At 41.7% G+C, this 22,338-nt stretch carries 23 protein-coding genes; 13 read left to right on the top strand and 10 right to left on the bottom strand.

Annotated elements, in window-relative coordinates; all coding sequences use genetic code 11:
- Window positions 1-47 precede the first annotated feature (47 nt).
- Together CES82_RS05720 and CES82_RS05715 are read right to left on the bottom strand one after the other, a co-directional pair.
- Complete coding sequence (locus tag CES82_RS05720; RefSeq protein WP_180245672.1) at window positions 48-713, bottom strand: SDR family NAD(P)-dependent oxidoreductase; 666 nt, start codon at window positions 711-713, stop codon at window positions 48-50.
- Window positions 714-941: 228 nt separating this feature from the next.
- Window positions 942-2,363, bottom strand: a complete 1,422-nt coding sequence (locus CES82_RS05715) for an NAD-dependent succinate-semialdehyde dehydrogenase (RefSeq protein WP_098824358.1) — start codon at window positions 2,361-2,363, stop codon at window positions 942-944.
- A 352-nt stretch (window positions 2,364-2,715) separates the two neighbouring features.
- On the opposite strand from CES82_RS05715, the gene CES82_RS05710 reads away from it, so the two are divergent.
- From CES82_RS05710 to CES82_RS05690, 5 genes are all read left to right on the top strand, one after another.
- Entirely contained in the window at window positions 2,716-4,125 is a 1,410-nt protein-coding gene (locus tag CES82_RS05710) for an MFS transporter (RefSeq protein ID WP_098824357.1), read from the top strand.
- Between the two features lie 303 nt (window positions 4,126-4,428).
- On the top strand, window positions 4,429-5,355 hold the full coding sequence (gene glyQ, locus CES82_RS05705) for a glycine--tRNA ligase subunit alpha (protein WP_098824355.1): 927 nt from the start codon (window positions 4,429-4,431) through the stop codon (window positions 5,353-5,355).
- Window positions 5,355-7,427, top strand: a complete 2,073-nt coding sequence (glyS, locus tag CES82_RS05700) for a glycine--tRNA ligase subunit beta (protein ID WP_098824354.1) — start codon at window positions 5,355-5,357, stop codon at window positions 7,425-7,427. Before glyQ ends, glyS begins: the two co-directional genes overlap by 1 nt.
- Window positions 7,428-7,653: 226 nt before the next feature.
- Window positions 7,654-8,682: a hypothetical protein gene (locus tag CES82_RS05695; RefSeq protein WP_098824352.1), complete on the top strand. Its 1,029-nt coding sequence runs from the start codon at window positions 7,654-7,656 to the stop codon at window positions 8,680-8,682.
- Window positions 8,683-8,931: 249 nt separating this feature from the next.
- Window positions 8,932-9,807 carry a DNA/RNA non-specific endonuclease gene (locus tag CES82_RS05690; RefSeq protein WP_098824389.1) on the top strand — a complete coding sequence of 292 codons (876 nt, stop codon included), beginning with the start codon at window positions 8,932-8,934 and terminating at the stop codon, window positions 9,805-9,807.
- A gap of 106 nt (window positions 9,808-9,913) precedes the next feature.
- Here CES82_RS05690 and CES82_RS05685 read toward each other — a convergent pair whose 3' ends face one another.
- A complete protein-coding gene (locus CES82_RS05685) occupies window positions 9,914-10,546 on the bottom strand; it encodes an HAD family hydrolase (RefSeq protein WP_180245671.1) in 633 nt (210 codons plus the stop codon).
- Between the two features lie 169 nt (window positions 10,547-10,715).
- Complete coding sequence (locus tag CES82_RS05680) at window positions 10,716-11,699, bottom strand: Abi family protein (RefSeq protein WP_098824349.1); 984 nt, start codon at window positions 11,697-11,699, stop codon at window positions 10,716-10,718.
- 785 nt (window positions 11,700-12,484) lie between these two features.
- On the opposite strand from CES82_RS05680, the gene CES82_RS05675 reads away from it, so the two are divergent.
- The 3 genes from CES82_RS05675 (at window position 12,485) to CES82_RS05665 (ending at window position 14,042) form a co-directional block, all read left to right on the top strand.
- Window positions 12,485-12,871, top strand: coding sequence for a transcriptional regulator (locus CES82_RS05675; protein ID WP_098824347.1), 387 nt, complete (start codon window positions 12,485-12,487; stop codon window positions 12,869-12,871).
- Window positions 12,872-13,152: 281 nt separating this feature from the next.
- The gene (locus CES82_RS05670) at window positions 13,153-13,602 is read left to right on the top strand and encodes a Panacea domain-containing protein (protein WP_098824345.1); all 450 of its coding nucleotides are present in this window, start codon (window positions 13,153-13,155) and stop codon (window positions 13,600-13,602) included.
- 8 nt (window positions 13,603-13,610) lie between these two features.
- Complete coding sequence (locus tag CES82_RS05665; RefSeq protein ID WP_143466287.1) at window positions 13,611-14,042, top strand: MAG6450 family protein; 432 nt, start codon at window positions 13,611-13,613, stop codon at window positions 14,040-14,042.
- A 116-nt stretch (window positions 14,043-14,158) separates the two neighbouring features.
- Here CES82_RS05665 and CES82_RS05660 read toward each other — a convergent pair whose 3' ends face one another.
- Together CES82_RS05660 and CES82_RS05655 are read right to left on the bottom strand one after the other, a co-directional pair.
- A complete protein-coding gene (locus tag CES82_RS05660; RefSeq protein ID WP_098824342.1) occupies window positions 14,159-14,407 on the bottom strand; it encodes a DUF1883 domain-containing protein in 249 nt (82 codons plus the stop codon).
- Window positions 14,408-14,709: 302 nt separating this feature from the next.
- Window positions 14,710-15,186, bottom strand: a complete 477-nt coding sequence (locus CES82_RS05655) for a hypothetical protein (protein ID WP_098824340.1) — start codon at window positions 15,184-15,186, stop codon at window positions 14,710-14,712.
- 113 nt (window positions 15,187-15,299) lie between these two features.
- Between CES82_RS05655 and CES82_RS05650 the strand changes: the two genes are divergently transcribed.
- A complete protein-coding gene (locus CES82_RS05650) occupies window positions 15,300-16,475 on the top strand; it encodes a DUF2726 domain-containing protein (protein WP_098824339.1) in 1,176 nt (391 codons plus the stop codon).
- A gap of 59 nt (window positions 16,476-16,534) precedes the next feature.
- A complete protein-coding gene (locus tag CES82_RS05645) occupies window positions 16,535-16,795 on the top strand; it encodes a type II toxin-antitoxin system RelB/DinJ family antitoxin (RefSeq protein WP_180245670.1) in 261 nt (86 codons plus the stop codon).
- A 547-nt stretch (window positions 16,796-17,342) separates the two neighbouring features.
- On the opposite strand, the gene CES82_RS05635 is transcribed toward CES82_RS05645, so the two are convergent.
- Both CES82_RS05635 and CES82_RS05630 read right to left on the bottom strand, forming a co-directional pair.
- On the bottom strand, window positions 17,343-17,732 hold the full coding sequence (locus CES82_RS05635) for a transcriptional regulator (RefSeq protein WP_098824336.1): 390 nt from the start codon (window positions 17,730-17,732) through the stop codon (window positions 17,343-17,345).
- Between the two features lie 47 nt (window positions 17,733-17,779).
- A complete protein-coding gene (locus CES82_RS05630) occupies window positions 17,780-18,043 on the bottom strand; it encodes an AbrB/MazE/SpoVT family DNA-binding domain-containing protein (RefSeq protein ID WP_098824335.1) in 264 nt (87 codons plus the stop codon).
- Between the two features lie 236 nt (window positions 18,044-18,279).
- Between CES82_RS05630 and CES82_RS05625 the strand changes: the two genes are divergently transcribed.
- Window positions 18,280-18,555: a type II toxin-antitoxin system RelB/DinJ family antitoxin gene (locus CES82_RS05625; protein WP_098824334.1), complete on the top strand. Its 276-nt coding sequence runs from the start codon at window positions 18,280-18,282 to the stop codon at window positions 18,553-18,555.
- A 14-nt stretch (window positions 18,556-18,569) separates the two neighbouring features.
- Here the strand turns inward: CES82_RS05625 and CES82_RS05620 are convergent, their stop codons facing one another.
- A complete protein-coding gene (locus CES82_RS05620; RefSeq protein ID WP_098824333.1) occupies window positions 18,570-18,935 on the bottom strand; it encodes a DUF1828 domain-containing protein in 366 nt (121 codons plus the stop codon).
- A gap of 584 nt (window positions 18,936-19,519) precedes the next feature.
- On the opposite strand from CES82_RS05620, the gene CES82_RS12820 reads away from it, so the two are divergent.
- Window positions 19,520-19,597 carry a type I toxin-antitoxin system Fst family toxin gene (locus CES82_RS12820; RefSeq protein ID WP_143466289.1) on the top strand — a complete coding sequence of 26 codons (78 nt, stop codon included), beginning with the start codon at window positions 19,520-19,522 and terminating at the stop codon, window positions 19,595-19,597.
- 825 nt (window positions 19,598-20,422) lie between these two features.
- A complete protein-coding gene (locus tag CES82_RS05615; RefSeq protein WP_098824332.1) occupies window positions 20,423-21,184 on the top strand; it encodes a hypothetical protein in 762 nt (253 codons plus the stop codon).
- Between the two features lie 504 nt (window positions 21,185-21,688).
- Here CES82_RS05615 and CES82_RS05610 read toward each other — a convergent pair.
- Window positions 21,689-22,288, bottom strand: coding sequence for a recombinase family protein (locus CES82_RS05610; protein WP_098824331.1), 600 nt, complete (start codon window positions 22,286-22,288; stop codon window positions 21,689-21,691).
- Window positions 22,289-22,338 lie beyond the last annotated feature (50 nt).

The following is a 22,338-nucleotide window of genomic DNA, read 5'->3' as shown; positions in this document are numbered from 1 at the left end:
GGCGGGAATGCCCGTTTTTTATTTAATAGTGTACAAAAAATCTGTTGTCAGTAATAGATATAATCTATTACCAACAACAGATATTGTAGAACCTTAATCGGCGTCTTCTCTAGAGCAAGCTGTTTCATCATTTCAGGAACAATTCCTGTATCTACCCAACCGGGATGTACTGAATTAACGCGAATCGGTAATTTTAGTTCAGCCGCTTCAATAGCGGCGGTTTTGGTTAATTCCCGAACACCAGCTTTGGCAGCAGAATACGCTGCTGCTCGAGCTAAACCAACGTTTCCAATAACAGAAGAGATATTAATAATTGAGCCGCCTTCTTCAGTCATATGTTGAAAACCATATTTAACGCCAATCATGACGCCAGTTAAGTTGACAGCCATTACTTTATTCCAATCGGCCACTGACAAATCTTTAATGTAGGATGGGGTGTCGCCAATGCCGGCATTATTGACAAGGACGTTTACCTTACCAAACTGCTTTTCAACTGTTTGGAAAGCAGTTTCCCAACTCGCTTCATCAGTGACATTTAACTTAACAAAGATAGCATCATCGCCTAATTCATTAGCCCTTTGTTCACCAGCTTCTTCTGCCATATCAGCCAAAGCAACTTTGGCACCTTCGTGAACAAAGAATTTTGCATCCTCAAACCCAAGTGTTCCAGCACCACCAGTAATAATTGCAACTTTACCTTCTAAACGTGCCATTATTATTCCTCCTCCAAATGCCATACTTCAAATTCCTTGGACAGGATACAACACAGGATTGCAGATTACCACGATTTAGACTTGATAATATCAAGCTTCTTATTGGTATTATTTATGATTTAAAGGCGTGGGTAAATTATTCTGTCAACCAAAAACAAAACGTCTGTAACTGGTCAAAGACCGAGTTGCAGACGTTTTGTTTGCCAGAAAATATTCAATTAGGAATCATTATTCAGGATCAGTTGCGACTAAACCACCCGCAACGTTATCCAAGTTTGGTTTGTCAGTCTTAACGATCAGTTGTTCGTTGACAAAGGCCATTTCACCAATGTGGCTCATTTCACGGCCGTAACCGGAAAGTTTAACACCACCGAATGGTAATTCTGGTAAGGTCACCATGAAGTTATTCACGAAGACCATCCCAGTTTCGATTTGAGCGGCAACTTCAGCACCGTGGTCAGCGTCGCCAGCAAAGACGATACCACCCAAGCCATAAGGGTTGTCGTTAGCTAGTTCAATGGCTTCTTCTTCAGAATGAACTTTATAAACAGCGGCAACTGGGCCGAACATTTCTTCTGAGTAAGCAGGGTTGTCCTTGTCGATATCGGTTAAAATGGTTGGCATGAAGAATTGACCTGGCAGATCGATTGGTTCGTTACCATAAACGACCTTAGCACCTGCAGCAATCGCATCATCAACTTGTTTTTGCAGTTTATCCTTAGCTTTTTCGCGGTTCATCGGTGCCAGAGAGGTTTTAGGATCCAGTGGGTCGCCGGGAACGACTTTGCTGAATTTCTCTTTCAAACCTTCAACAAATTGATCATAAACCTTATCCATCACGATGAAGCGTTTAGATGAGGTACATACTTGACCCGTGTTATAGAGGCGAGCACGCCATGCAATATCAATCACATCGTCCATGTTAGCGTCATCTAACACAATAAATGGATCCATGCCACCCAGTTCCATGGTGTTCTTCTTCAGGTTCTTACCAGCAGCTTCCGCAACAGCGGTACCGCCACGTTCTGAACCGGTCAGTGCAACGCCTTGAACCCGAGGATCTTCAATGGCTTCAGTGACTTTATCATATGATAGGAACAGGTTGGTTAATGAGCCTTCTGGCGCGCCAGCCTCTGCCACAACGTCCGCAAACATTTGGGCGCTGGTTGGGGTGTTGGCAGCGTGCTTTAAAATCATTGGGTTACCAACGATAAAGTTAGGTGCGAAGACCCGCATGATTTGGTAGTATGGGAAGTTCCAAGGTTCTACCATCATGACGATGCCGGTAGCTGAGTGGTGAATCTCGGCCGTTCCAGTAGCGATGGTATCAATCGTTTCGGGCTTCAAAATTTCCTCGCCATGATCAGCGAACCAGTCGGCAATAATGGCAACCAGTTCAACTTCGCCTTCTGATTCACGAAGCAACTTCCCCATATCGATGGTGCAGGCGCGTGCCAGTTCAGCGGAGTGTTCACGTAACTTGGCAGCCACGTTGTGTAAGATTTTAGCCCGTTCGGCTACCGGTTGTTTACGGTTTTTCTTATAAAGCGCATGGCCAGTTGCTAAGGCCGCCTGTAATTCTGCTTCAGTGGTATAAGCGTATTCCTTAACAGCTTCATTGTTGTACGGATTGATCGTTGCATAAGCCATTAGATGATTCCTCCTTCTAACTTATAAAAAACGAGGTTAAAAATAAATTGGTTAACCTTCTATAACCTTTCTGATACAGTATGAGGATACCCTTTTTTGTATTCGCTTACAACCCCTTTGCTTGTGATATTTAATTCAAAATCCTTTTAAGACAATTAAAAAACGAATCGTTTAGTTCACAATATTAAGTGTAAAAATCAAGGGGATAATGAAAACAATTAAATTGCTGACGATTAAATTGCAAATTGGTATAGTTTAATATAAACGATCAATTAACCTGAGCTTTAGCGCACCCTAAATCCCTAATTCCAGTTATAATCAGGCCATTAAGAGTAGATTGGGGGTTGTTAAGATGAACGAAACTCAGCCGCGGCGCTGGTGGATTTTGCTTTCCATCGGAATTTTTGCTTTCATGAGTAACTTGGATTCCAGTATCGTCAACGTTGCCATGCCCGTCATGGCCAAACAGTTAGTTATTCCCATGAATAAGATTGAATGGGTGGTGTCCATTTATTTAATCGTGGTTAGTGCGTTATTGCTATTTTTTGGTAAATTAGGTGATATGTATGGCAAAATTAAAATTTTTCGTATCGGAACGGCTATTTTCATCATCGGTTCCTTCATCTCCGGTCTGCAATGGACCTTTGAATGGTTATTGCTGGGTCGGGTGATTCAGGGGATTGGTTCGGCAATGACGCTGTCCAACACTTATGGTATTACCACCGCTACGTTTAGTTTAAAAGAGCGGGGGAAAGCCATGGGACTGATCGGTACTTTTGTCTCATTTGGAGCCGTGGCCGGTCCTGGTGTTGGTGGACTGGTGCTGTCTCATTTTAGCTGGGGGTATATTTTCTGGATCAACGTGCCATTGGGTATTTTTGCCATTATTCTTGGTCAAATTGTCCTGCCAAAATCAACGCCAGAATCAGCGGATAAACAAATCGACTGGTCTGGTTTTGCGTCCTTTGCGTTATTGATCGTGAGCCTTTTCCTAGCCATTTTCTGGGGTCAAGAGGTGGGCTACTTCACCGCCGTGCCACTAGCGGGTTACGTGATTGCGATACTATCCTTGATGTGGTTCATCCGCGCGGAACATCATAGTTCAGTGCCACTAATGCCACTGAGTATTTTTAAAATCAAACCCTTTTCTTACGGCATCGGTGCAGCCATTTTAATCTTTTTCTCTAATTTTTTCACCGTTGTGCTGATGCCGTTTTATCTGGAAGACGCACGGCGGTTAAGTGCTGGTCAGGCGGGGTTGCTGATGATTATTTTTCCAGTTGTCAGCATGATTGCCGGTCCAATCGGCGGTGTGCTAGCGGATCGTTTTAACCCAGCTAAGATTGTGACGCTGGGGCTGAGTACCGTTGCCTTATCACAGTTGGGATACTGGTTTTTGGACCTGCACAGTTCGCTGTGGGTTTACGGTATGATTACCGTGGTGATGGCAATTGGCACGGGGCTGTTTCAATCACCCAACAGCGATATTGTGATGTCGGTGGTCAGCAAGGATCAGTTAGGCAGTGCCGGCAGTATCAACGCATTGGCACGAAACGTCGGCATGGTTTCTGGCACGGCGCTTTCCACTACGGTATTGTTTAGTGTCATGAGTTTCATTGCCCACACCAAAGTCACCACTTACCTGCCAAGTCAGCCTGAATTGTTCATTTCTGGGATGCACGTGGCCTTTACGGTTTCCTTTGTCTTGATCGTGTTAGCCATTCTGCTGTCATTGAGGCAAGGTGAACTCGATCTGAAGTAATTGTCGCTGGAGATTGACTTTTATTTTCCAGACGCTTAAAATAATGGAGAATTGAATAGTGATCGGCAATGAAAAAAGAGGGTTGATTCGACGGTTAAACAGCGACTTCGGGTAAGTGTGAGCCGGAGTGATCGTGAATCGATTGGCACTTTTAGAGCTGGCGCAAACGAAGCTGCTGGGGTGATCCCAGAAGTAGGGTGGAACCGCGAAAATCAATTTTCGTCCCTACGTAGGTCTACAAGACTACGTTGGGACGTTTTTTTGTGCCTTGTCATCGTCATCACACAATAGGAGGAATTAGTTTTGACCAAGAAATTGTCAATGCAACAAATCATCTTGACCTTGCAGCAATATTGGTCCGCACAAGGCTGCATGTTAATGCAGGCTTACGATACGGAAAAGGGTGCCGGTACCATGAGTCCCTACACCTTCTTGCGCGCAATCGGTCCAGAACCTTGGAACGCGGCCTACGTTGAACCATCACGGCGGCCAGCGGATGGTCGGTACGCTGAAAACCCTAACCGGTTATATCAACACCACCAGTTCCAAGTGGTCATGAAGCCCTCACCAGAAAATATTCAGGACCTTTATTTAAACAGTTTAAAAGAATTGGGTATCGATCCCTTGGAACACGATATTCGCTTCGTTGAAGATAACTGGGAAAACCCTTCAATGGGCTGTGCCGGTGTTGGTTGGGAAGTTTGGCTTGATGGGATGGAAGTCTCACAATTCACCTACTTCCAAATTGTTGGTGGCCTGGAAGTGGACCCTGTCACTTCAGAAATTACTTACGGTCTCGAACGACTTGCTTCATACATCCAAGACGTTGACAGTGTCTTTGACTTGGAATGGGGCGACGGTGTGATGTACGGTGATATTTTCCGTGAACCAGAAATCGAACACTCCACTTATAGTTTTGAAAAGAGCAACCAAGAAATGCTGTTGCAGATGTTTGACGACTACGAAGCAGAAGCCAAGAAGCAGATTGCCAACGGTCTCGTGCACCCAGCTTACGACTACATCTTGAAGTGTTCTCACACCTTTAATCTGTTAGACGCTCGTGGTGCTGTTTCCGTTACTGAACGGGCCGGCTACCTGTCTCGGATTCGTCGGATGGCACACAGTGTTGCTAGAGCCTTCGTTGATAAACGGAAGGAATTTGGCTTCCCGTTGATCAAGGACGAAGAAAAACGGCAAGCATTATTGGCAGACGGGGAGGATAAGAAGTAATGGCACATACATTTTTACTTGAAATTGGTTTGGAAGAGATGCCCGCTCACGTTGTGACGCCAAGCATCCAGCAGTTAGTCCAAAAAACCAAGAAGTACCTCAAAGAACAACGCATCAGTTTTGATGATATCAAGCCGTTTTCAACACCACGTCGCTTAGCCATCCAAATCAGTGGTTTAGCTGACAAACAGCCGGATATTGACCAGGAAGTTAAGGGCCCAGCTAAGAAAATCGCTCTGGATAAGGACGGTAACTGGTCTAAAGCGGCCCAAGGCTTTACTCGTGGGCAAGGTGTTACGGTTGACGATATTACCTTTAAAGAGTTAAAGGGTACCGAATACGTTTACGTTGAAAAACACATTGCTGGCCAATCAGTTGAATCAGTATTGGCTGGTTTAAAAGATGTTGTCACCGGCATGACCTTCCCAACCATGATGAAGTGGGGCAGTTACCACTTTGAATATATTCGCCCAATCAAGTGGCTGGTCGCTTTGTTAGATGACAAGGTGATTCCATTCCAAATCTTGGATATCACTACGGACCGGAAGACGCGCGGTCACCGGTTCTTAGGCAAGACCATTACGTTGGCTAATGCCACCGATTACGAAGATGCGCTGAAGAACGAATTTGTGATTGCTGATGCTAAAAAGCGCAAGGCAGAAATTCAGCAACAGATTGAAAAGATTGCGGCTGACAATAACTGGGTGATCAAGTTGAACCCAGATCTTTTGGAAGAAGTTAACAATCTAGTTGAATGGCCAACCGCCTTTACCGGTGGCTTTGACGAGAAGTACCTTGCTATTCCAGACGAAGTACTGATCACTTCGATGCGTGACCACCAACGGTTCTTCTACGTGCTGGACCAAAACGGCAAGCTGTTGCCACACTTTGTTTCTGTGCGTAATGGTAATGCTGACCACATTCAAAACGTGGTTGCTGGTAACGAACGGGTGCTGGCTGCTCGTTTGTCTGATGCGATGTTCTTCTATGAAGAAGATCAGAAACAGACCGTTGAAGACTACGTTGAACGCCTGAAGTCGGTTAGTTTCCACGACAAGATCAGTACCATGTACGACAAGATGCAGCGGGTCGCTGTCATTGCTGAAAATCTGGGCAAGAAGCTTGGTCTAGATGATACTCAGATTAAGGATCTTGTTCGTGCCGCTCACATCTACAAGTTTGACTTAGTGACTGGCATGGTCGGTGAATTCGCTGAATTGCAAGGGGTCATGGGTGAGAAGTATGCCTTGTTAAACGGTGAGAACCCAGTAGTCGCTCAAGCTATTCGTGAACACTACATGCCGATTTCAGCTGATGGTGATCTGCCAGAATCAACTGTCGGTGCCGTATTGGCCATTGCTGACAAGATCGACAGTATTTTGACCTTCTTCGCGGCTGGTATGATTCCAAGCGGTTCCAATGACCCATACGCTTTGCGTCGTCAAGCCACTGGGATCGTGCGGATCATCCGTACCAACAAGTGGCACTTTAACCAGCAGATGGTGGAAGATGCCATTGCTGCTGAAACTAGTGCTAACGTGGCACCTGATTTGGATCAAAAGGCTCAAGTTAAAGCCGTTGGCGACTTCTTGCGTGACCGGATCAAAGTCACCTTATTGGGTGAAAAAGTTAAGCACGATATCGTGGATGCCGTCATTGGCGGACCAAATACTGATCTGCTGGACAACTTTACCAGTGCGCAAGTTTTGAGCGATCACCAAAACGATGATGACTTCAAGGGCACGATTGAAGCCTTGACTCGGGTGCTGCGGATTGCTCAGAAGGCTGATAAGAGCAAGGTAACTGCCGTTGATACCAGCTTATTTGATAACGATAGTGAACCAAAACTTCACGATGCCGTGGATCAAGTTGCTAAGCAGGCGTCAGAGTTGGATATTGCCGCTTACTACGATGCTTTGGCTGCTTTGAAGTCAGTGATTAACGATTACTTCGAAGCTACCATGGTGATGGCAGATGACGAACAGGTCAAGGACAACCGTCTCAGCCAGTTAAGCCAGCTGTCTGATCTGATCTTACATCTCGGTGATCTTAATCAGTTGATTGTTAAGTAAATAATTGGTCTAACGCACTTCTGGCCCAGTCTGGCTGTGTTACTCGACAACCGGGTTAAAAGTGATATAATTAAGGTACGCTATTAATGAAACTGAAATCAAATACCAGCTTGAGCGGCGGAGGCTCAAGCTGGTTTTTTGTTGGAAAAATACCGCTATTGATTTCACGACTATGTTAAAATCAACTTGTTAGGGTATAGTGATTAATCAATTAGGGGGAAAACGGATGTTAAATAGATGGGTAAAAGGGTTACTCGCAGTGGGTTTGGTTGCTGGCGGAATTGGTGCCAGCTCAGTCACGGCACAAGCTAAAAGTTATGCGAAAGTGGTTAAAACGTCGCGCACGCTGGTTCAATCAAGTACCTACGTGAATTTTACCGGTAAAAACGCGCTGTACAACAAAGTGGGTACGCTAAAAGGTGCCAAAGTTGTTAAAACGACTAAACAATTAAAAAAATATGCATCATCAAAACGTGGTATGGATACGTTCATGTGGCTGGAAACCGCCACCACGAACCGTAAAAGTGAATATCTTAAAGTGGCTTCACTGGATAACAAGGTGAAAGGCTGGATCTATTCGGGCAAAACCACGGATTATAAGGATCAGGTCGTTCGGTATAAGGACGCCGCCAAGACCCAACCGGCTGGGGGCGTGACCATGTTTGAAACGCTAAAGAAAAGTCCGGTTACCACGGCCGAAGCTTCTGGGTTTTACCGCTTAGCCAATCCGGGTACCGCAACGGATGGGACGGCCAAAGTGTATTCATTGCCACTGGATGTTAGCCCAGTGGTTTCACCAGCAATCGTCAATATGCCTAATAAAGCTTCTTCAGCCGACTATGCCAACGATGTGTTTGTGATCACGGGCGCTGTCACCCGAACTCGGCAGGGTGACCGTTGGCTGCAAGTGTCAGATTTATCCAACAGCCACATCGCAGGGTACATCAAAGACGGCTCGCTGAAAAGAATTGCACCAGTTACTGCTAAGCACGGGGTAACGGTTAATTACGTTGACCAAGATACCAATAAAACGGTGGGTTCAGTAATCGTGCCATTTGGTGCAGCAGTGGGTAAAACCACCATGAGTTTTGGTTATGAATTCGATAACTATGCCGATTCTTATCAATATATGCAGATGCCTGCTGGCTACGTTGGGGCTTATTCGGAAAATGATTTCTTCGGTACCCAACCGGGAACGTTTAACGTTAAGAAGGGTGCTGTGGTGACTTATTATGTACAGCCAAAAGTGAATTAGGGTCGATTAAAATAACACAAAAGACGTTCAGAGTGTGCATACGCTGAACGCCTTTTTATTTGAGTTGAAATTAAAACGCTTACACTAATAAACTGTTATCATTTAAACAGATTTATGATTGACCCCAATATATCATGACTTGTATAATTAACCAGTTACTAATTTAATAATAACGGCTGATTACTAGTCTGTTTGGGAGAAGAGAATATGTCGAAGATGTTCAAAACGGTACTGTCGCTGATCGTTGCCATGACGATTTTTGCGGTACCAGCGGGTATTACTGGGGAACCAGACAATGCCAATGCAGCAACCATGGTTTACGTCACGAGAACGGGTAAGCACTACTTTTACCATCGCCATAATCGTGGGTTAAATCGAGCGCGAAAAGTGTTCAAGGTCAGTTTACAAACCGCCAAGCACAGGGGCTTGACGTTAGCTGCAACGGATCAGGCAACCGCACATCACAAGCGAGTAACGCATCATCGCCACGTGAAGCGTCGTAAAGTTGTCAAACGAGTGCCTGTGAAGCATATCAAGCAGGCCAAAGCCAGCGCTTCGGGGTTGCAAAAACTCAAGTATCACGGGCAGCAAATTGTGATCATTAATCACAATCAACCAAAGTTAAACCGATTGAGTATTAAGAAGGGTGCCTGGCAGCATTACGGGAACCTGGATCGGTTGAATCGGGTGACCACGGCGGATGCCATGTTAAACAAACGGCTGATGCCGCACGCTGAGCGTCAACCGCTATACGTTAATCCTACCGGTTGGCACAATAAACGTGGTCATGGGGGTTGGATTTACAACCGGAGTCATTTAATCGGCTACCAGCTGACCGGTCAAAATAACAATCTGAAGAATCTCATGACGGGAACGCGATCACTGAACGCACCCGGTATGGAAAAGTATGAAAACCAAGTGGCGAGTTATTTACGGAGCAGCCGCTCACATTACGTGCGCTATGAAGTTAAACCAGTCTTTGCTGGCAATAACTTATTAGCAAACGGGGTGGAAATGCAGGCTGAATCAATCGGCAGCCACGCGATTCGGTTCAACGTCTATATCTTTAACGTTCAACCAGGCTTCCATTTGAATTATCGAACGGGTACTAGCAAAGCAGCCTGAGCTTTAAATTAAATCATTAGAAAACGCCCAATACTCTGCGAAAGAAGCGGAGTATTGGGCGTTTTTATGATTGATAAATGGTTTGCGTTTAACCGTAATAGGCTGTTTAATTCAGTAATTTTGCTTGCAAATCCGCCACTGTTTCATAAATATCCGCGTTAACAGCTTTCAGCGGTGCTAACTGCGTGCTAGTCGACCAAGCGGCTGAGAAGCAGTGGATGCCAGCGGCTTGGGCAGCTTTGATATCACTGGTAGCATCACCGACGTATGCTAATTCGTTTGGAGCAAGGTGCTGAGTGGTTAAAAGATGCTTGAGGTTATCCGTCTTGACGTTGCGGTCCGGCGAGCCCACCAAAACGGGCTTAAAGTAGCCGGTCAAACCCAGCATTTCCAATGAGATATCACATGCCTGCTGACCCTTGCCAGTGAGCAGAGAGATTTGGATACCGTGATTGGTTAATTCTTTGAGTAGATCTACAATGCCAGGAAACGGCTGCCGTAAGCCTTCGTGGGCTTGCTGATAAGCCTCGTAAAAGTAATCCGAAGCGGTATCTAATGGCACATCCGGTAATAAGCTGCGAAGCATGCCTTGTTCGTTGGTGCCAAAGGTGTCGAAAATTTGCTGGTCGTCAATCTGTTCGCCAGTAAAATGCTGCACCGTGCTGTGAAACGACTTCAAAATTACCGGAAAAGTGTCAGCTAAAGTGCCATCCAAATCAAAACTGATCATGTGATACATATGATTCACCCAACTTTCTAAGTGCATTAATATTAGTTTTAGTATTGCACGCTGGTTGGTTGGGTTCAAGGTGTGACTGTATGAGAAATAAACAATTCATTTTGATGGTCTTACGAAAATTGCAATCTGTATCATATCTAAAAGGAGACTTATGTCACAGCCCCTTGCCTTAATTTAAAAAGTCTCGATAATTTTCAGGGAAATTCATATCATGAAGGATTGCAGAAAATTCTACCGATGCAAACTTTTCAGAGTAATTTTGTAAAAGTTTTGAAATTCTTCGGGTTAATTTTGAATAGTCGCTTTTATTTAATACCAACTTTAAAGAAATCATCAACTCAAAAACACCTTTTTGACTATTAACATTGAAGTTATTAATGTCTAAATCCTTCTTTATCGATTTAAAACTAGGTCCTTTGCTCAACAGCTTTGAGTAAGTAATTTCTCCATGAGCAACAGCATTTCTAAAGTGATTTACAAGATGATTTATTGCTTCCATAGAGTTGACGCTTATTTTAATGGGTTTCCTGTATGACCTTTTATACTTATCAGAGAAATCTTGTGCAATGATTATTTTTAAATTTTCAGTAGAATTATGATAGAAATAGTTTAAATCTCCGAAAGTTAAGAAGTTAACCAAAACCCATAATGGCACGTGCCCATGCTTATTTACATAATGTTTAATGGCGTTATCACTTTGAGTTCTACTAGATTTTTGTTTAATGACATGTGATAAGGAACTAATTGTACCAACTACAGAAGAAATATCATTAGCATCGCGAGAATAATTATCCATAGCTAAATAAGAATGTTCTTCAGGATGCAACTCAGAAAAACGATAAGATATTTCCGCTCCAAGATTTGATTCATACTCAAGTAAAGCGTCGTATAATATTGAACGTAATTCTTTGTCAAAATCATAAAGACTGTGAATTTCATCAAAAGTAGACCCGTAAACGTATTTTTCAGGCTTGATAACTTTTCCCTTTGAGTTTCTTTGTAGGAACAGCCATTTGTATCCGTTAATAATAGAATAATAGCCAAATTGTTCCAAACTTCTTTTTGCGCTTGGAGATACTTCTAAACCACGTTTCCTTAAAATCTTAAGTTGTTGGTTGAGGGTCTTAAATGGCTTACTATTTTTCTGCTTCATAAATATACACCTCCAAAACAAAAGCTCCAGTTCTGTACACGTACAGAATCTGGAGCTTTGTTAGTCCGGCACCTACTCCTCGGGCCCTCCGAACTTGATCTACGCTTTAATTATATTAAATTATGTAGAAAAGTCAATCGATAATAAGCATTGTATAAATTTGTACAATTTATACAATATGTGTCTTTTACGACTATTTTGACAATCTTAATGAACAGCATTAATCGAATACGTTTAAAACTACGTGGGGGTCATGTACCGACTTGGTAAAGAGATCCGTGGGTAGCAATCGTAGAAAGAGAGTTGGGGATGATGCTTGTCCTTACTTTCGCAACGTCAAGGTACTGTCCGGATTCATTAAATTGGGTTTCCGGTGGGAGCTTCTTGTGTGCAGGTCACTGCCTTCTGTAGCCTGATTAGGCAATATAAAAGTGAAGAACAGCCCGAACTTGGGTTTTGAGGAATTAATCCGTCGATTCACACAATCTATTTTCGATGTAAGCGCTTTTCACGAAATAGAGTCGTAATATGAGACTTCTAATTTACCAAAACGCTCTTTTGGTAAATTAGAATACATAAATACTGTTGAAAAATCATATTTGCAGGTTTTAAGAGAATAGGGATCCTAAGTATCGAAGATATTCCGTGATCAAATTTGAAAGTGTGTATCTTCTAATAAGTTTTAATAGCAAATTGTTGCACCCCGTCATGCATAAAGGGTACATTCAGAGTACCGAAATAACACATTCTAAAATCCATCATGCCTAGTCAGGGAGGGATTCATCATGATAACAAAACGATTTTACAACGAAGAATTAGGGACAACAGGCCTTTACACAGAGGTCTGGCTGACTGAAACGGTCAGGGTTAAAGACGTAGATGACTTACTAGTCGAAAATCATTATTGGCGTGATTCCGATGATGAGCTGTGGAATGACTTTGATAATCCGATGGAAAATGTTAAACGAGCTTTTGATGCCTACCGAACACGTAAGTGTTACATGTCACCTAATGAAATCAGAAATCTGCGTGAGAGTATGGGCTTGTCAGATAGCAAATTTGCGGATGCACTAGGGATAGCATCGTCGATTGTAACTGAGATTGAAAAGAATCGTCGGGTGCAGGATGAACATCAGGAAGGTTTGTTTAGAAGTGTTGGAAATGATTGCTAGTACGAAAATGGAATAATGTTTGAATGATGACCGACACCAGAAAAAGCGCCTAGAATAACTGATATTCTAGGCGTCTATTATTCTGGATATGAAGATGCAGTAAAGGTTAAGTAATGACAAACCATGTTGCATTTCACGCCGTATATATTATTAGAGCAATTGATTACAGTTAACTTAAAGTGCTCGAGTTATTAGCAACACTTAAAGCTTGCTAAACCCAAATTCGTCATTTAATATGAATGTAGAGGAAGCAGCAACGACACAGAAGGGGGTGCCATGAGATGACTGATAGTTATTCAGTATATGATATTGCTGAATGGTTTCTTAAGAAGGAACCTATGAGTGATAAGAAAGTGCAAAAGCTGACCTACTATGCCGTGGCATGGGGTTGGGCATTACTACATCGTTCTATTATTGATGACGATCAATTTCAGGCATGGGTTCATGGACCGGTTTCACCTAAACTCTATGCAAAATACCGTGATTGTGGTTGGAATCCGATTCCGCAGCCTGATGATACGCCAGAGTTCGATCAGCAAACCACCGATCTGTTAGAATCTGTTTGGGCAACGTATGGTGACAAAGAAGCAAATGAACTTGAGGCGTTAACTCATACAGAGATCCCTTGGCGAAATGCTAGAAGAGGTTACGAGCCTAATCAAAATAGTAAAAAGGTTATTGATACTGATGATATGAGAAACTTCTACTTAAGTATTTATAACGGTGATTAGCTTTGAAGTTGACAGATAAGAATAAGGCCAAAACTAGATCAAATCGGACTTTAACCGATAAAACATCTACAGATGCAAGCAATGCAAAATCTTTAACCTCTGATAAACGTTCCAGTGTTTTGTTTAAAGTTGCGGTTACAGAGGTTCTTCAATCTCCTTATACTTTTGCGAAATTAAAGCCTCAAGATATTAAGGGTTTTAGTCAGTTTTTGAAGAAAACAGTCGGCAGAAATCTAACTATCTCAGAAGTTGAAAAAGAGTATTTGAGAACTGGCGGTCCCCATGGTGCGAAGAACGAGGAAATAATTAACGGTATTAAACAGAACGTTTATCATTTTAGTAATGGTGAACGTGATTTTAGAATTCATGGTTACTATAATACTGACGCGTATTTCTGTTTGTGCCGGATTGACCCGCACCATAAATTCGATTATAAATAAAAAGATTATCTCAAATGGCGTGTACTCCGAAGTTGAAAATAACTTTGGGATACACGCCATATTTGTCTTTGATAAAGTAAATTTGTTTTGCCAAAAATGATGAGACTGTAAAACAGCTAACCCCAAGTATACGAGTACTGTGAACCAGCTCCGTGATCATCAACGATTAAATACCAACGACCAGCTCCGGAAACGGTAATGCTCACCGGAGATCGAGTAGCAGAACCACCATAGTATTCAAAGCCGGCGCCTTGTTGATAATAGTTAAAATTTACCTGATCAACTAGATAAACATCAGCAGCTTGCTGAAGCTCAACCGTTACAGTTAGTTCTCCAGATGGATTGTCGTAGTAGGGAATATCCATAGATGACACCTTCTTTCTGCAATGATTATCTCACTATCAGAAATAGATGATATGATACATTGTGCACAAAATACATTTTACAAAATAACATGATGTCATTACGAAGTTCAAACATCCATCTGGGAGAAATAAGTTTAAAATGAGTTTCCCCGCTAAAAATAGTTTATCACTATTCAAGATATGGAAATATAAGCTCACTATTATGATAAAAGATGGCCAAATAAAAAGGAGGCATCGTGATGGCAAAGCATACACGAGTCTCTTATCCAGCTACAAATCAGCAGAATACAAGTCAAATTTCATTAATCTTTATCTTCTTTATCGATTAATGAGACTGGTTCGAAAATAGCATTCGAATCAGTCATTATAAAAGGTAGGTTGAGTTCCTTTTTCTCATCTTGAATATCATAAATGAATTTAGAAACTGGATCACCTTTTAAAGTGCCGACAAATTTATAAATTTCCATAAACAATATTTCAGGACTATCCAGATTTAGAGAAGCATTATATTTCTGGAAGAATGCTTGCGAGGGCTGTTGATTTATCACTTGGAAAAGTAAATGGGATTTGTTAATGTCATCTTCGTCATACCATTGAGCTTTATTAGCATCCCTTTTCAAGCGAAAATTTTTAATTCCATTAGGCATCTGCGATTCCTTATAGAATTTTCCAGTCATTAAGAAACCTTTATATGAAAAAAGAAGACTGTAATTTGTCTTACCAATTTCATTAATCAATTTAAGCAGATATTGAAATCCTTCCATTTGTGCATGATTCAAAGTAATCACCTTCTTTACTAAATTAGTATAGCAGGTGAAACTAACAAAACAGAAACAGTAAACTTATTAAAATCTTTTAGCTACGAAAAGATTAGGTGTTATATACTTGGTTTATGCCAAAAAAACTAACTCAAAAACAAGCTGAAATAAGAATAAATGAAAAACAAGACGGACAATATGAATTGCTTGGCCAATATCAAAACAAAGATACCCCAGTCTTAATTAGGTGTAAATATTGTGGTTTGGAATGGAAATGTGTACCGAACGTTCTTTTTCGTTCACGAGTTGGTATTAACTGTAAACATCATGTTAGTCTCACTCCTGAAATGGCACGTTACCGTGTCGAAACCGCAAGTGAACAGACAATTGAAATGGTTGGTGAATACTTAGGTGCAAAGACACTAACGCAAATGAAGTGCCAAATCTGTGGTTATGAATGGAACACAGAACCCTACGTGATATATGCAATGAATTCTGGTTGCCCAAATTGTTCAGGAAACCGTCATAGTAATACAGTTGAATTCAAAAAAAGAGTTTTTCAATTAGTGGGTAATGAATATACCGTTCTTGGTAACTATGAAAATGTTAATACAAAAATTTTGATTAAGCATAATTTTTGTGGTTATGAATCTTGGATGACTCCGAAGCACTTTTTAAAAGGACAGCGTTGTTTAAACCCTACTGAAATAATCGAAAGACGTATGAAAAATCAGACAATGACTCTTTATGAAGCCCAAGATAGGCTCAAAAATGATCGGCATGGGGAATACGAAATAATCAGTGGATTTACTAAAGCAAGCGGAATGGCTACTTTCAGGCATGAAAAATGTGGACGTTCGTTTACTGCCAAAGTAAGCCCAGTTTTAAACAATAAATCTGGTTGCCCATATTGCTATGCATCTCACGGCGAAGATGCGGTTAGACAGTATTTGTATGACGGTGGATTCAACTTTGAGGAACAGTATCGAATACCAGAATGTCGCAATAAAAGGGCTCTGCCATTTGATTTTGTGGTGTTTAAGAATAATCAAATTCAATTTTTAATTGAATACCAAGGGATTCAACATTACGAACCTAAATGGGGTAGAAAACAGTTAGAAATGACACAATTTAGGGATAAAATAAAGTTTGATTTCTGCCAGAAAAATGGCATTAAATTAATTAGAATCCCTTATAAACGATGGTATTCCTATAGCAAGCTATTGAAGCAAGTTTATTCATATTTGGATTATCATCTGACCTCAATTGATTCCCAAACAAGCTTATTGGGAGACACCGAGAAGGCATAACGCCCAATTGCCGTTAAATGTTGAGTAAAAAATATTAGATAATCCATGAGATGGCTGACATGTTCAAACCGAAAAATAAGAATGTGCAGTTAAACGTAAGAGTGAATCAGAAAACTAAAGAAGAAGCTCAGAAGATTTACGCTGCACTTGGTCTTAATCTGAGCACGGAAGTGAATATGTTCCTAGCGCAAACGGTTATTGACAAGTCATCTCTGATTCCGGACAATATTGATGAAGCCCGTAATGATGTACTGCATAACCATAATTTGACTCAATTTAATTCCGTTAAAGAATTGGAAGATTATATTAGTAAAGATTGAGCCAATCACTAAATCTCTGAAAGCTGATGTCTATTAATGAAAACTACGAAGGTATGGGTTACACCATACGACAAGTGGAACAGAATTAATGACAGATTTAATTCTGTTGCTTTTATTTTAATGATGATCACCATCTTTTTTCACCCGCTTTGGCTGTCGCTGATAACGGGTATTTCTTGGGGCATCAGCAGTGGAATATTCTTCATTCTGCTTTGGCTGAATGAGCGCAAGAAACATCAGCTTGCTAAGGCTGATGTACAGAGTAAGCGACATATTAGTAATTGAAATATTGAAGTATCATCGTAAAAATGAAGTCTTCTGACCTAGAAAGGTTGGAAGACTTTTTGTTTTCAGCACGAAAAAGGCCAGCCAATGCAAAATACATCAGCCAGCCTTCTCAATAACTAACGTTCAGCGGTACCTTAGTTAGCAAACGGTCGAACCGTCTTTTCCTTAGTTCATAAGTTACTAGTTGCAGGCAAAACAGTCAATTTTAATCATCCGAACAAAGTACCTCATTAACTTGTTCCTGAATACGACTTGGTATCTACTGTGCATTAACAGCAATATAATTGCGGATGTTTCGATCATCATGCATCAGCAACTTTAACAACCGATTATGTGCTGTGGTAGGAAACGCACCCGCCTCGTAAAGTGCCATCGTGTTGGAACTGACACCGATTAACTGTGCGAAATCCTGTTGGTTCAGAGTTAATCGATTCCGAAAATCTTTAATCTTTTTAGGGGATAGTAGACCAAATTCATCTTGATACATCTCACGGGTCTTTTCCGTTGCACGATCATCGAATTCAGAGTCGTCAACTAATGTGTTTGTCTCAGAGTCAAACCGCGCGGGGGCAGTAACGGAATATGAATGTCCTTTGATGACAAATATATTTGTATAATCTTTAATGTAAGTGTTGGATTGATTTTTCATAAGTCTTCACCATCCGTTCACTGGTTTACTTTGAGTACTCCCTTGTTCTACCATTTAAATTCATTCCCCCGAGGCTCACCCCAATCAACTTCACTATCCCGAACACCATCATCTACCCAGCCATCAAATAATTCGTGGATATTGGTCGGTTTCTTTTCCAATGGGGTGAGCACGATCGAACCATTTTCAATGGTCACTGAAAGCTTATCGTCATTCTTCAGCCCAAGTTGCTTAACCACGCCACTAGGAATCCGGACAGCTTTTGAGTCTCCCCACTGGGTGATCTTGGTTTGTTCCGTCGTCTGGTTCATGACAAACCATCCTTTCATATGTATTCATTAATCAAGCAAGCGCCCAAGCTAGTGTTGAAAAGGGACTGATCTTTCGGAAGTTTAATCGCCTTTAACCACCCACGTTAAACATCCATCCAAGGTTTCTATTTATTGGGGTTACAGCACTTTAGTTCCCGAAAATAGCAAGTTCAAACTCTCACCATAGTGACCACCAATAGGTAAAATGATAGTAAACACTACAAGGGGGTAACGTCATGTCACAAATCACGAAGAGCAAAGTTATTACCACCCGTGTCGCTGAAGATATCAGTGACCGTGCTAAAGCTAATCTAGCCAAAATGGGGTTAACAGTATCTGAGTACGTCCGGCTGTCCTTAATCAAAGCAGCTAATAATGACGTGAAATTAATCAATTTCCTGGATACCCCGGAAGCGCAGCACGCAAAGTACGAAGATCAACACCATATGGGCGAAACGATTGGTGATACGGATGACTTTGAAGAGTGGGTGAGAACGCTAAATGAAGATTAAAGGATTGCCCACTTTCAAGTGATAATCGACAAGTCATTGATTTGAATCATAGCTGAAATCAGACTTTGTATCATCCTTGGAAAGTCAGAAACATGACCAGTAGTTGAAAGCACATCATCGAGTAGATCAATTGAGAACTGGCGCGCTATTCGGTCGATAATCGTTCTATGAGTCGTTGAATTGATGTCAATGCCATACAGCAACAGATCTTCTAACGATGTACCATCGTCGGATAAGCGAATCCGATTATTGGATATTGGGGTTACATATATCCTCATGTTATCGCCAAGCATGTTAGTGAATGGGGTTGTGATCTCCTCGGAGGTATCAATTCGCTTGATCCTATATTGGTCTCGGAGCCATTGGGTAATAATCGTCAAGCAGCTTATCAGTATCCAAGACGTTCGCCTCTACGCTTCCTATAAAATTCACTTCACTTATTCAAGTATTATTCTAGCACATATGTTCCCCTTGAATACGCCAATCTCCAAATTGGGATAAAGATAGCTAATTGTTTAATCTGGTACATAATCATAAATATGTGTAAATTAACCGGTGTTTGACTGCAGGGTGAGGGTCATAATCTGTTTTCCCACGCTGAAATCACACCCAAAAACGACCCGATTCCTATTAAAGGAATCAGGTCGTTTTTATCATCACAGTTTTTTGCGAAATTAAAGCTTAGAAAGTTCCTGTAGTGAGTCCTGTACGACTGGTTGCCCAAATATCTCAGCCGCTGATGCGTCAATAATGCGTTGTTTTTCTTCTTCTGAAAGATGAGTAGGTTGGATATTCAAATCTGCGTGCTCAATACTAAATGTATGTTTGGATTAGCCACAATAATTACCCCCATTGTGTCAATTTCCCAACAAACCTTGTAACAGCCACCCAAGTTCTATAGACTACTAAGGTCGCCCGACTTTCAAAGTAATCCACATCTGATTACAAGAAGGGAGGCCTTGTTATAGTTACTGTCGCTGCTAGTGTGCTCTCCGGCATCCTTGTGGCACTATTCGCCAATTGGCTGAGTCGGAGACGCTAGTCAATTAACGGGCGACAAAATTCAGCCAAGCATCAAAAAAGAGAGCCGTCGCATGGCTCTCTTTTCTGTGTTGATCATGATTTACTTTATTCAAATTCATTGTACCAGAGATTTCAGTTAAGTAAAGCTCAATATCTTAAATACGCAACTCAATATTAGACAGTGCCTTGAATCCATCACACTTTTCGAGTTATGCCATTCCACCGCCAAAGCATCCAGCAAAACATTGTGTCAAATTCCCAACAAATCTTGTAACCACTATCCAAGTTCTATAACCTACAAAGGTCGCCCGACTTTCAAAGTAATGCACATCTGAATACGGAAAAGGGAGGCATTTGTCCTGACGATACTTGCCAGCGTTATTTTCGGTATTCTCGTAGCGATATTTGCTAACTGGTTGGACCGGAAACGTTAACGGAGACCGGGCGATGAAAACCAACCAAAGAACAAGAAAAGAGAGCCACACAGGGACTCTCTTTTTTGGTGCCATTAATGACAACGTTCTTAAATAAAGTTCAAAAAAATTTTTCTAGCTCAGCACCCCTAAAATGTAAACCGATACCCTTTAAAACTCAACTAACGGATCAACCCGGAGCACGTTCACGTACAACTAGGGAAAACTATGACATAGTTCATTGCTCAAAATGCTAATCACAACTAAGCTATAAATTACCGCCAAATATCCCATACCGCCCATCTAATCGACCAGCACCCAAATAGCCCAATCTGCCAGATACCGCTGATTCGTTTGGCTTTCCTTTTTGGTCTATTCCAGTTATGATGCTCTCGAAACAAAAAATACTTCCCCATAAGGAGAAAAATTCAGTGAGCTATTTTATGGATTTGGAACCAAATTGTCGTCAGCAAGTAGAACAACAAGGGTATCTCATACCCGACGAACTGGAACTTGACGAGGTGGTACCCGCCAATGAGGATACCGAGTTTCTACCAGACTGGGATCACGTTTTGGCCATTATCAACTGCGCAGACGCCCAAAGTCACTATAATAGCATCATCTTGTATGATGATCAGCGGCTGCTCAAAGTCCGGCCGACACCTAATCGGCTGCTGAAACGTCTACGGAAGCACTTTCCCATGGATTATTACAACGATATTCGTCACACAATGGCTAAGGCGCTGAAAATGAAAAGGGGGGTGCCGTACGTCTGCCGTGATTTTTGGCTCATGCCAGCGGGGCCAGTCGTCGCCACTAACCGGTCCTGGTTTCGCTGGCAATACAAACGCGATATCTGGGACTTTCCAGATAATTGCAGCCGCGTGATCGTTGACCATCACCTGGTTTTGCAGTGGCCGATGTCGAGACGTTCAGTCGAGTTCCGCCAAGAACTGTGCAAGGCGATTGCCGGCTTCATCAAGCAGCAGACAGCGTTAATCTGTCCTACGTTTGATATGGCGGACTTAGGTGAGCATCATTCGGAAGAAACGCTCAAAAAACTCATGATTAAGATTGAGAAATATAAACGGGGACTCATCTTAGGCAAGGTTGGCTTCATGGAGTGCACCGATGAAGTCGATGATGATCTTAACCATTACCGGTACGGGCAGTTACCCGAAACAGAATTCTAATCGATTATTCCTTATCGATTCGAAAAGTCAATGCTGATTGCTGTCTGGTACTCAACATATCCAAGCAGCCGGTTAAATGCAGTTTAACTGTATAAGTCGGAAACCCCAGAGTCTCTTCCAATTTTTTTAAAAAAATCGAAAAAAATGACAAACTTTTTTCAAGTGTATATTTATTAAGATTTGATTAAGGGCGGGTCATGAGCATAACTTTTTAGGGTACACCCTTAAACATACAAAAACTTCTTTGCAAATTGTTCAGTAAACTAGTATTTTTCTTAGCGCTTTCTTCCTCCTCCAAGCCGAGATTCTAGTTCGCTAAACTCACGCAAAATATATCATCCGATACATAAAAGTACAACCCCGTATTAGTAAAATCACATTTTTAACCGTGAATAATTATTAAATGTCGTGAATAATTTAATAATTTATCCTATCATTAAGCAAATTAAATGTTTGAAAAAGTTAATGTCATATACGACATTTATAAATATTTTATACTTTAAACTAAATTGAAAGCTCATTTTTGATCCGCTGAATTAGGGTCAAACTTCTGCCAGTGAGCTGCTGAATTTTCCGTACTGGTGTCCCTAATTTCAATAATCGTTTAATTTCAAAGTATTGCTTCCTTCTATCTAGATTAGAGACATTTGGCCCATAAAGAATGGGACGCCCTTGATAGACACCCCGTAGCTTGGCTAAAGCGATGCCTTGACGCTGCCGTTCCAGGATTTTTTTACGCTCTTCGGCCGCCAGGTATTTTTGCAGTTCGATGGTGATTGAACTCAGTAGGTTACGGGTGTTTTCATCATGAACTTCCTTGTAAGACGGCATATCCAGAAAGTCGATGTGCGCGCCTTTACTCCGGATTTCGATGATCACATTGGTCACGTCATTCACATTGCGGCCCAGCCGATCCAGACTGATAACTTTAACCACGTCCTCTGGTTCCAGTAGCGCTAGGAGCTGCTTTAAGATTGGCCGGGATAAGGTGGCACCCGAGGCCTTTTCCTCGAATATTTTATCTACACCTAACTCAGATAATGTCTGGATTTGTCGAGCAAGATTTTGATCTTTACTGCTGACACGTGCATAGCCATAAATCATAAAAATCCTCCTAATAAAAAATGAACTGAGACAAACTGCCTCAGTTCAAA

Source organism: Secundilactobacillus silagincola (assembly GCF_002583405.1).
Lineage (GTDB): Bacteria > Bacillota > Bacilli > Lactobacillales > Lactobacillaceae > Secundilactobacillus > Secundilactobacillus silagincola.
Note: the sequence above shows the minus strand (reverse complement) of the source record. Positions and strands in the feature narration are given on the sequence as shown.